Origin of the sequence: Curtobacterium sp. MCBD17_013 (genome assembly GCF_003234565.1) — a bacterium.
Taxonomy (GTDB): Bacteria; Actinomycetota; Actinomycetes; order Actinomycetales; family Microbacteriaceae; genus Curtobacterium.
This window is the reverse complement of the sequence record NZ_QKTU01000013.1, coordinates 57,751-68,104: the sequence shown is the minus strand read 5'-3', so window position 1 is coordinate 68,104 and position 10,354 is coordinate 57,751. Positions and strand designations below refer to the sequence as shown.

Genomic DNA, 10,354 nt, shown 5'->3' with positions numbered 1-10,354 from the left:
GGTTTTACATCCTAAGCGTCGAAGCGATCAGGCGCAAGTCCCGATCAGAACCTCGGTGGAGGACGGTCCCGCTTGAGGCCGGCTCGCTCCGGGACACTGTCCCGGCCGCTCAGCCGCACCTTTGGGGTGACGAGTGATTACTTTACGCACCACCCCACCACCCAGCAAACCACCCCACATCCCGGGCGTGTCGCGGCCCCCCCAGGATGCACCGCCAGTGCTGATGGACGCCCCAGGTACGACAGAACGCCCGTCCTCACCGAGAGTCCGGGCGTTCGTGGTCGAGGCGGTTCAGCCGATGGTGACGCCGGCCAACGTCTTCTTCCCGCGCCGGAGCACGACCACTCCCCCGGCCAGGACATCGGCGTCGATGCGCGCGGTCGGGTCGGTGACGCGCTGGTTGTTCACCGAGACCCCGCCCTCCTCGACCGCACGCCGGGCCTTGCCGAGGGACTCGACGAGTCCGGTCTCCACCAGCGCGCGTGTGACGTCGACGTCGGGTGCGAGCGTGACCGACGGCAACTCCGCGATCGCAGCGCGGAGGGTCCCCGCGTCCAGGGCGGCGAGGTCACCGTTGCCGAACAGCGCCGACGCGGCCTCGATCGCCGCCCGCGTCGCCGCTTCGCCGTGCACCAGCGACGTCACCGCGAACGCGAGCGCGCGCTGGGCTTCTCGCCGGAAGGGCTCGTCCGCCACCGCCTGCTCGAGCCGCTCGATCTCGGCGCGCGAGAGGAACGTGAACGCCTTGAGCCGCTCGATCACGTCCGCGTCCGCCGTGTTGAGCCAGAACTGGTAGAACGCGTACGGCGTCGTCATTTCCGGGTCGAGCCAGACGGCGTTGCCCTCGCTCTTGCCGAACTTCGTGCCGTCGGAGTTCGTGATGAGCGGAGTCCCGAGCGCGTGGACGACGGCACCCTCGGTGCGGCGGATCAGTTCGGTGCCGCTCGTCAGGTTGCCCCACTGGTCGCTGCCGCCCGTCTGCAACGTGCAGCCGTACTGACGGTGGAGCTCGCGGTAGTCGAGGCCCTGGAGGATCTGGTAGCTGAACTCGGTGTAGCTGATCCCGGCGTCCGAGTTCAGCCGAGCTGCCACCGCGTCCTTGCGGAGCATCGTGTTGACGCGGAAGTACTTGCCGATGTCACGCAGGAAGTCGATGGCGGACAGCGGCGCCGTCCAGTCGAGGTTGTTCACCATGCGCAGCCCGTTCTCGCCGTCGGGACTGAGGAACCGCGACACCTGCGCGCGGAGGCGCGTCACCCACTCCTCGACGGTCGCGCGGTCGTTGAGGGTCCGTTCGGCGGTCGGTCGGGGGTCACCGATGAGCCCGGTGGACCCACCGACCAGGCCGATCGGCTTGTGGCCGGCCAGCTGCAGTCGGCGCATGAGCAGGAGCTGGTACAGGTTCCCGCAGTGCAGACTCGGCGCGGTCGGGTCGAACCCGCAGTAGTACGTCAACGGACCGGCTTCGAGCGCTGCCCGCAATGCGGTCTCGTCGGTCGAGACGTGGACGAGCCCGCGCCACTGCAGTTCGTCCCAGATCGAGTCGAAGGACGGGTCGTTCTGCTGGGGCGTCAGGACCTCGGGAACGGTATCGCTGGGCACCCCGTCATCGTAGTGCGCGTCGCCCACCCGACTGCGCTCAGTCCGTCGCCTGGGGATGGCGCCGGTACGAGGACACGGTCGGTTCGCCCGTCAACCAGAATCGCCACGGGAACGCGCGCCCTCCCGCCACGCCCCCGACACCGACCCGCGGGCCGACGGAGATCCGCGGTCTGCCGTCCGCGAGGGATTCGTCGAGGAGCGCGGTCGTCGACGAGGCGAGTCGCTCCTCCAGTCCGTCGGCGAAGCGGAGGACGTAGGGTCCGCGGCCGTCGAGCACGCTCGAACCGTCGTCCGTGAGCATCGCGCCGAGCGCCTGACCGAGATTGCCCGGCCCGCGGGCGAGACCGACGTCGGGCACGCGGCCACCGCGTCGCTCCCGCGCAAGCGAGACGCCCTCGACCACCGCGCCCGCGCGCAGCAACGACCCGGAGGCGAATCCGTCCGGTCCACTGACGACGTTGAGGCAGGTGTGGATGCCGTACGAGCGATAGGCGTACAGGGTCCCTGGCGCACCGAACAGGTGGCGGTTGCGCTGCCGCGGACCGCGGAACGCGTGCGACCCCGGGTCGGTCTCGCCCATGTAGGCCTCGACCTCGGTGATGCGCACGGTCACGCCGCGACCGGTGATGGTCGCACCGAGCAGCGCGGGAGCAGCCGCCAGCGCGGGCTCGCCGAGCACCCCCGCCTCGTCGATCACGCGAGCGGCGCCGCCTCGGTCAGCGATCGGATCCGAGCGGTGAGGGCCACGACCTGTTCGGCGACGCGCTCCGGTGCCGTCCCTCCGGCACCAGCGCGACTGGCGACGCTCCCCTCGACGGTCAGGACCGAGCGGACGTCCGGGGTCAGGTGTTCGGAGACGGACCGGTAATCCGCATCACTCGGTTCGTCGAGCTCGAGGCCGCGCTCCTCGCAGAAGCGCACCAAGGCACCCGAGATCTCGTGCGCGTCACGGAACACCACACCGCGGCGCACCAGCCACTCGGCCACGTCCGTCGCGAGGGAGAACCCCTGCGGCGCGAGCGTCGCCATGCGCTGCGTGTCGAACTCGACGGTCGCGACCATGCCGGTGAACGCCGGGAGCAGCACCTCGAGTTGCGTGACGGAGTCGAACACCGGCTCCTTGTCCTCTTGGAGATCGCGGTTGTACGCCAACGGGAGTCCCTTGAGCGTCGCGAGCAGCCCGGTGAGGTTGCCGATGAGGCGGCCGCTCTTGCCGCGCGCGAGTTCCGCGATGTCCGGGTTCTTCTTCTGCGGCATGATGCTCGACCCGGTCGAGAACCCGTCGTGCAGCCGGACGAAGCCGAACTCCTTCGTGTTCCAGACGATGAGTTCCTCGGCCAGCCGCGACACGTCGATCCCGATCTGCGCGGTGACGTAGGCGAATTCCGCCACGATGTCGCGCGACGCCGTCGCGTCGATCGAGTTCTCGGTGGGGCGAGCGAATCCCAGGTCTGCCGCGACCGCGGCGGGATCGAGACCGAGTGAGCTCCCGGCGAGCGCACCCGCGCCGTAGGGGGACGCGGATGCCCGGGAGGCCCAGTCACGGAAGCGCTCGAGGTCACGAACCAGCGGCCAAGCGTGGGCGAGCAGGTGGTGCGCGAGCAACACCGGCTGCGCGTGCTGCAGGTGCGTGCGCCCGGGCATCACGGCGTCACGGTGGGCGTCCGCCTGCGCACTGAGCGCGTCGATGAGGTCCACCAGCAGGTGCCCGATCCGTCGCGCGTGGTCGAGCAGGTACAGGCGCACCAGCGTCGCGATCTGGTCGTTCCGGCTGCGGCCGGCCCGGAGCTTCCCACCGAGGTCGCCCCCGATGTCCTCGATGAGCAGACGCTCGAGCGCCGAGTGCACGTCCTCGTCGTCCTGGCCCGGTCGGGCCGTGCCGGCCGCGACCGCAGCGTCCAGGCGGTCGAGACCGTCCAGCATCCGGCTGAGTTCCTCCTCGGACAGGTACCCGGCCACCGCGAGGGCGCGGGCGTGCGCCCGCGACCCCGCGATGTCGTACGGCGCCAGCTGCCAGTCGAACTGCGTGGACCTGCTCAGTTCGACGAGCTCCGGGGAGGGACCGCTGCTGAACCGCCCGCCCCACAGCGCGCCGGCCTCGCCGGCCCTGCTCGTGCTCTGCTCGTCCGCCATGCCGCCGCTCCGCCTCAGTTGGCCAGGTCGCGCCGAGCGGAGATCTTGCTCGGCAGGGACCAGATCTCGATGAAGCCCTTGGACAGCGACTGGTCGAACGTGTCGCCCGTGTCGTACGTGGCGAGGTCGAAGTCGTACAGGGACTGCTCGCTCCGACGGCCCGTCACGGTCGCACGGCCGCCGTGCAGCTGCAGGCGGATGTCACCGGACACGTACTGCTGGGTGTCCTCGATGAACGCGTCGAGGCTGCGCTTGAGCCCGGAGAACCAGAGACCGTCGTACACGAGGTTCGCCCACTCGGACTCGACCCCGCGCTTGTAGCGGTTGACGTCACGTTCGAGCGTCAGGCTCTCGAGTTCCTCGTGCGCCGCGATGAGCGCCATCGCGGCGGGCGCTTCGTAGACCTCGCGGCTCTTGATGCCGACGAGCCGGTCCTCGACCACGTCGATCCGCCCGACGCCGTGCTTGCCCGCCAGTGCGTTGAGCTCCTGCACGATGCGGAGTGCGCTGAAGCGCTGTCCGTCGATCGCGACCGGAACGCCGTGCTCGAACGTGATGGTGACCTCGTCCGCGGCGCGCTCGACCGTCGGGTCCTGCGTGTACGAGTACAGGTCCTCGATCGGCGGGTTCCACGGGTCCTCGAGGAACCCGGTCTCCACCGCGCGGCCCCAGACGTTCTGGTCGATCGAGTACGGCGACTTCTTGCTCTGTTCGATGGGCAGGTCGTGCTCCTGCGCGTACACGATCGCCTTGTCGCGCGTGAGTGCGAGGTCCCGGACCGGCGCGACACTCGTCAGGTCGGGGGCGATCGCGGCGACCGCTGCCTCGAACCGGACCTGGTCGTTGCCCTTGCCGGTGCAGCCGTGGGCGACGCTGTCCGCGCCGAGCTGCTTGGCGGTGAGGGCGAGGTGCTTCGCGATGAGCGGCCGGCTCAGGGCGGACACGAGTGGGTAGCGCTTCTGGTAGAGGGCGTTCGCCTTGAGCGCCGGCATCAGGTAGTCGTCGGCGAACTCGTCCTTGGCGTCGACGACGATCGACTCGACGGCGCCGCAGTCGAGCGCGCGCTGACGGATGCGGTCCATGTCCTCGCCGCCCTGGCCGACGTCGACGGCGAGTGCCACGACCTCCTTGCCGGTGGCGTCCTTGAGCCATCCGATGCCGACGGAGGTGTCGAGTCCTCCGGAGTACGCGAGTACGACGCGGTCTGCCATGGTTCTCCTTCTCAGGGGATGCGGGGTGCGGGGTGGTGGATGTCGTCGCGGGCCGAGGTCAGTCGGCCGCGTGGTCGAGGAGCCAGGCGAGGAGGGCCTTCTGCGCGTGCAGTCGGTTCTCGGCCTCGTCCCAGATGATGCTCCGCGGACCGTCGATGACCGCTTCGGTCACCTCGTAGCCGCGGTCGGCGGGCAGGCAGTGCATGAACACGGCGTCGTCGGCGGCGTGCGCCATGAGCTCGTCGTCGACGCGGTACCCGGCGAAGGTCTCGAGGCGCGCTTGCTTCTCGTCCTCCTTGCCCATGGACACCCAGGTGTCGGTGACGACGACGTCGGCACCACTCACCGCCGCGACGGGATCCGTCACGACGAGGGCGGAGCCACCGGTCCGCGCGCCGACGCGCTCGGCGTCGGCGACGACCTGCCGGTCGGGTGCGAACGCGACGGGGGCCGCGACACGGACGTGCATGCCCGCGGTCGTCCCCGCGAGCAGGTAGGACTGGGCCATGTTGCTCGCGCCGTCGCCGACGAAGGCGATCGTCTGGCCGGCGAGCGTGCCCCGGTGCTCGCGGATCGTCAGGAGGTCCGCGAGGAGCTGGCAGGGATGGAAGTCGTCGGACAGCGCGTTCACGACCGGCACCGTGGTCCCGGCGGCCATCTCCTCGAGCCCGGCCTGCGCGTACGTGCGCCAGACGATGGCGGACACCATCCGTTCGAGCACGCGCGCCGTGTCGGACGGGGTCTCCTTGCCGCCGAGCTGACTGTTGGCGGTGGAGATGATGAGCGGGCTGCCCCCGAGGTCGCTGATGCCGACGTGGAACGACACGCGCGTCCGGGTGGAGGACTTGTCGAAGATGACCGCCACGCTCTGCGGCCCCGCCAGCGGCTTCGCGCCCCAGCGGTCGACCTTCATCGCCGCGGCGAGGTCGAGGATCTCGAGCTGCTCCGCCTGGGTGAGGTCGTCGTCCCGGAGGAAGTGGCGGGTCATGCCGCTGCCTCCATCGCCTGCGCGAGGATCACCAGGAACTCGTCGATCTCGGCGTCGGACACGATGAGCGGCGGTGCGATCCGGATGGATGACTCGTTCGGAGCGTTGACGATGAGCCCGCGCTCGAGCGCGGCCGTGTTGATCGCGGGGGCGACGGGTCGGGTGAGTCCGATCCCGACGAGGAGGCCCTCGCCCCGCACCTCGTCGACGAGCGGGCTGCCGATGGCTGCGATCCCGGCGCGGATGCGCTCGCCCTTGCCGCGCGCCGCCTCCACGAGCCCGGTGGTCTCGATCTCGCCGAGCACTGCGTTCGCGACCCGCGTCGCCAACGGGTTCCCGCCGAAGGTGGACCCGTGCTGGCCTGCGGAGAACAGGTCGGACGCCCACCCGAACGTGACGAGTGCGCCGATCGGGAAGCCTCCGGCGATGCCCTTCGCGATCGTGATCGCGTCGGGCGTGATCCCGTGCCCCTGGAAGGCGAACCACGACCCGGTGCGTCCCACGCCGGTCTGGATCTCGTCGAGGATGAGCAACGCGCCGTGCTGCTCCGTCAGCGCTCGCGCCGCCGCGAGGAAGCCCTCGGGCAGGTCGACGACGCCGGCCTCGCCCTTGATCGGTTCGAGCACGAGTGCGGCGACATGATCGTCGATCGCGGCCTCGAGCGCCTCGATGGTGGAGTCGATGTGTTCGACCCCGGGGATCATCGGCTCGAAGTCCTCGCGGAGGGCGGGCTTGCCGGTGAGCGCGAGGGCACCCATCGTGCGTCCGTGGAACGAGTTCTGCAACGCGAGGATCCGCGTGCGGGACCCGTCGCCCTTGTTCAGCCGTGCGAGCTTGAACGCGGCTTCGTTCGCCTCGGCCCCGGAGTTACCGAAGTAGACGCGACCCGCGTCCCCCGCGCCGGTGATGCGCTTGAGGCGTTCCGCGAGCTCGAGCTGCGGCGGCGTGGCGAAGTAGTTCGACACGTGCATGAGCTTCGACGCCTGGTCCGTCACGGCCTCGACCACCGCGGGGTGGGCATGACCGAGCGAGTTCACGGCGATGCCCGCCAGGAAGTCGAGGTACTCCTTGCCGTCGACGTCCCACACCCGGCAGCCGCGGCCACGCTCGAGCATGATCTTCGGTGGGGTCAGCGATCGCATGAGCGACGCGCCGAACCGGTCGTTCCAGCCAGTCTGGGTCGTCATGCTCATGCTTCGTTCCGTTCGTCAGCAGCGGCCGGGTGTCCGGGCGCGCGTCGTTCGTTGGGGATGACCTCGGTGCCGGCACCGCGCAGGGTGAACACCTCGAGGAGGATGGAGTGCGGGATACGGCCGTCGATGATGGTCGCGCCGCCGACGCCCGCGACCACGGCATCGAGACAGGCGGTCATCTTCGGGATCATGCCGGACTCGAGGCTCGGCAGGAGTTCCCGGAGTTCGTCGACCGAGATGAGGTCGATCACGGAGTCCCGGTCGGGCCAGTTCCGGTACAGCCCCGGCACGTCGGTCAGCATCATGAGCTTCGACGCGCGCAGCGCGATCGCCAGGGCTGCCGCGGCGGCGTCGGCGTTCACGTTGAGGGCCTGCTCCGGATCGCTCTCGTCGATCGCGATGCTCGACACCACCGGGATCCGGTTGGCCTCGATCGCGGCGAGCACCTCGGTTGGGTCGACCTCGGTGATGTCGCCGACGTGACCGAGGTCGAACTCCTCGCCGTCGATGACCACACCGCGCTTGTGCCCGGAGAACAACGAGCCGCCGTCGCCGGACACGCCGACCCCGAGTCCCGCGCCGTGCTCGTCGAGCAGGTCGACGATCTCGCGGTTGACCTCACCGGCCAGGACGTCGCGCACGACCGTGATCGCTTCGGTCGTGGTCACGCGGTACCCGCCACGGAACTCCGACGCGATGCCCTGTTGCTCGAGCGCGGCCGAGATCTGCGGGCCGCCACCATGCACCACCACCGGGTGGAGCCCCGCGTAGCGCAGGTAGACCATGTCCTCGGCGAACGCGCGCTTGAGGTCGTCGTTCACCATCGCGTTGCCGCCGAACTTCACGACGACGACCTTGCCGGAGTAGCGCTTGATCCAGGGCAGCGACTCGATGAGCGTGGCGGCCTTGACCGCGGCGAGTTCCTGGTCCTCGGTGAGGAGTCCGTCGTTGTCCACGTGTGTTCCGTTCGCCATCAGCTCGAGTACGCGCTGTTCTCGTGCACGTAGTCGTGCGTCAGGTCGTTCGTCAGGATCGTCGCCGCGTGGGGGCCGACCCCGAGGTCGATGTGCACGTGCGTGTCGCGCGGCGTCAGGTCGACCTGGTCGCTCGGGCGGTCCGGAGCGCCGGCGTGACACACGCGGACCCCGTTCATGCTGACGTCGACCGCGTACGGGTCGAATTCGGCGTCCGTCGTGCCGATCGCCGCGAGCACCCGCCCCCAGTTGGGGTCGTTGCCGAACACGGCGGCCTTGAACAGGTTGTTGCGGGCGACGCTGCGCCCGACCGTCACCGCGTCGTCCTCGCTGGCCGCGCCGACGACCTCGATCGCGATGTCGTGGCTCGCGCCCTCGGCGTCCTGCTGGAGCTGACGCGCGAGGTCCGCGCACACCGCGGTGAGGGCCTCCTGGAAGTCACCGACCTCGGGGGTCGTCCCGGAGGCGCCGGAGGCCATGAGCACGACCGTGTCGTTGGTGGACATGCAGCCGTCGGAGTCGACTCGGTCGAACGTGACGCGTGTTGCCGCGCGGAGGGCCTGGTCCAGCGCGTCCGACGCCAGGTCGGCATCCGTCGTGATCACCACGAGCATCGTCGCGAGCCCGGGCGCGAGCATCCCGGCGCCCTTCGCCATGCCACCGATCGTCCAGCCGTCGACGGACACCACCGACTGCTTGGCGTGCGTGTCGGTGGTGATGATCGCCTCGGCTGCCGCCGGACCGCCGTCGGTGCTGAGCCCGGCGGCAGCCAGTCCGACACCGCGGAGCACGCCCTCGCGGAAGGCCTCGCCCCCGACCCCGATGAGGCCGGTCGAGCACACCACGACGTCAGCTGCACCGACACCGATGACGTCGGCCACCGCCTCGGCCGTCTGGTGCGTCGTCTGGAACCCGAAGGACCCGGTGAAGCAGTTCGCACCGCCCGAGTTGAGGACGACCGCACGCGCGACGCCGTCCGCGACGACCTGCTGGGACCAGATGACCGGGTTCGCCTTCGCCCGGTTGCTCGTGAACACCGCGGCGACCGCGTCGGACGGACCGTCGTTGACGACGAGGGCGACGTCCGGCTTGCCACTCGGCTTCAACCCGGCGGTCACGCCCGTCGCGCGGAACCCGGCCGCGGCCGTGACGCCCTGGAGGGACGGCACCGCGGTCCCGTCGGTCACCGCGCTCACGGGGCGACTCCGTCGATCGAGAGACCGAGCGTCTCCGGCAGACCGAGCGCGATGTTGGTGGACTGCACAGCGGCACCGGCCGTGCCCTTGGCCAAGTTGTCCAGCGCCGAGATCGCGACGACGCGTCGAGCGGCCTCGTCGACCGCGATGCCCACGAGCGCCGTGTTCGCACCGACCGTGTCCGCGACGCGCGGGTACTCGCCCTCGGGCAGGAGGTGGACGAACGGTTCGTCGGCGTACGCCTGTTCCCAGGCCAGCCGGACGTCGTGCGCGCCCACACCGGGCGCGAGCCGCGCGGACGTGGTCGCGAGGATGCCCCGGGCCATCGGGACGAGCACGGGTGTGAAGGACACGCGCACCGACGAGGCCCCGGCGACGCGGAGGTTCTGCTGGATCTCCGGCACGTGCCGGTGCGTGCCCCCGACCGCGTAGGCGGACGCGGACCCCAGGATCTCGGCGGCCAGGTAGGTCGTCGCGAGCTTCTTGCCCGCACCCGACGGCCCGACGCTCAGCACCGCGACGATGTCGTCCGTCTCCACGACGCCCGCGGCGACCCCGGGCGCGATCCCCAGGGTCACGGCGGTGACGTTGCACCCCGGTACTGCGATGCGCTTCGTCCCGACGAGCTCGGACCGTTGCTTGGCGGCGGCGCCCGATCCGCCGGCCCGCACGAGTTCGGGTAGACCGTACGTCCACGCGCCGTGGTACGCACCGCCGTAGAACGCCGACCAGTCGGCCGGGTCCGTCAGACGGTGGTCCGCACCGCAGTCGACCACGAGCGCGTCGTCCCCGAGCTGCTCGGTGATCGCGCCGGACTGGCCGTGGGGCAGCGCGAGGAACACGACGTCGTGCCCGCGCAGCTGCTCCGGGGTGGTCTCGGTCAGGGTGAGGTGTGCGAGCGAGCGGAGGTGCGGCTGCGTCGCGATGAGCGGTTGTCCGGCGTTCGAGAACGCCGTCACCGTCCTGACGTCGAACTCGGGATGGGCGGAGAGCACGCGCAGGAGCTCCCCACCCGCGTAGCCGCTGGCTCCCGCCACGGCGACGGATACGGACATGG

Annotated in this window: 9 protein-coding genes; all 9 read right to left on the bottom strand. The window is 70.4% G+C overall.

Annotated features, from left to right (window positions below):
• Positions 1 to 291: 291 nt before the first annotated feature.
• Genes tyrS through argC form a run of 9 tightly spaced genes read right to left on the bottom strand, consistent with a single transcriptional unit; the run spans position 292 to position 10,352 of the window.
• On the bottom strand, positions 292 to 1,602 hold the full coding sequence (gene tyrS, locus DEI81_RS12990) for a tyrosine--tRNA ligase (protein ID WP_181435421.1): 1,311 nt from the start codon (positions 1,600 to 1,602) through the stop codon (positions 292 to 294).
• Between the two features lie 37 nt (positions 1,603 to 1,639).
• Complete coding sequence (locus DEI81_RS12985; protein ID WP_258368722.1) at positions 1,640 to 2,299, bottom strand: DNA-3-methyladenine glycosylase; 660 nt, start codon at positions 2,297 to 2,299, stop codon at positions 1,640 to 1,642.
• On the bottom strand, positions 2,296 to 3,735 hold the full coding sequence (gene argH, locus DEI81_RS12980; protein WP_111011139.1) for an argininosuccinate lyase: 1,440 nt from the start codon (positions 3,733 to 3,735) through the stop codon (positions 2,296 to 2,298). Before argH ends, DEI81_RS12985 begins: the two co-directional genes overlap by 4 nt.
• Before the next feature lie 14 nt (positions 3,736 to 3,749).
• A complete protein-coding gene (locus DEI81_RS12975) occupies positions 3,750 to 4,946 on the bottom strand; it encodes an argininosuccinate synthase (protein WP_111011138.1) in 1,197 nt (398 codons plus the stop codon).
• Between the two features lie 58 nt (positions 4,947 to 5,004).
• Positions 5,005 to 5,934, bottom strand: coding sequence for an ornithine carbamoyltransferase (gene argF / locus DEI81_RS12970; RefSeq protein ID WP_111011137.1), 930 nt, complete (start codon positions 5,932 to 5,934; stop codon positions 5,005 to 5,007).
• Positions 5,931 to 7,127, bottom strand: a complete 1,197-nt coding sequence (locus tag DEI81_RS12965; protein WP_111011136.1) for an acetylornithine transaminase — start codon at positions 7,125 to 7,127, stop codon at positions 5,931 to 5,933. The genes argF and DEI81_RS12965 overlap by 4 nt, the downstream gene beginning before the upstream one ends.
• Positions 7,124 to 8,101, bottom strand: coding sequence for an acetylglutamate kinase (argB, locus tag DEI81_RS12960; RefSeq protein ID WP_111011135.1), 978 nt, complete (start codon positions 8,099 to 8,101; stop codon positions 7,124 to 7,126). Before argB ends, DEI81_RS12965 begins: the two co-directional genes overlap by 4 nt.
• Complete coding sequence (gene argJ, locus DEI81_RS12955; protein ID WP_258368720.1) at positions 8,101 to 9,297, bottom strand: bifunctional glutamate N-acetyltransferase/amino-acid acetyltransferase ArgJ; 1,197 nt, start codon at positions 9,295 to 9,297, stop codon at positions 8,101 to 8,103. The genes argB and argJ overlap by 1 nt, the downstream gene beginning before the upstream one ends.
• Positions 9,294 to 10,352, bottom strand: a complete 1,059-nt coding sequence (argC, locus tag DEI81_RS12950) for an N-acetyl-gamma-glutamyl-phosphate reductase (protein WP_111011134.1) — start codon at positions 10,350 to 10,352, stop codon at positions 9,294 to 9,296. Before argC ends, argJ begins: the two co-directional genes overlap by 4 nt.
• Between the last annotated feature and the right edge of the window lie 2 nt (positions 10,353 to 10,354).

Excerpts from the sequence above, each read along its gene's own strand:
- DEI81_RS12975 (WP_111011138.1), bottom strand. The coding sequence starts at position 4,946 with ATGGCAGACCGCGTCGTACTCGCGTACTCCGGAGGACTCGACACCTCC.
- argB (WP_111011135.1), bottom strand. The coding sequence starts at position 8,101 with ATGGCGAACGGAACACACGTGGACAACGACGGACTCCTCACCGAGGAC.
- DEI81_RS12965 (WP_111011136.1), bottom strand. The coding sequence starts at position 7,127 with ATGAGCATGACGACCCAGACTGGCTGGAACGACCGGTTCGGCGCGTCG.
- argF (WP_111011137.1), bottom strand. The coding sequence starts at position 5,934 with ATGACCCGCCACTTCCTCCGGGACGACGACCTCACCCAGGCGGAGCAG.
- argC (WP_111011134.1), bottom strand. The coding sequence starts at position 10,352 with ATGTCCGTATCCGTCGCCGTGGCGGGAGCCAGCGGCTACGCGGGTGGG.
- argH (WP_111011139.1), bottom strand. The coding sequence starts at position 3,735 with ATGGCGGACGAGCAGAGCACGAGCAGGGCCGGCGAGGCCGGCGCGCTG.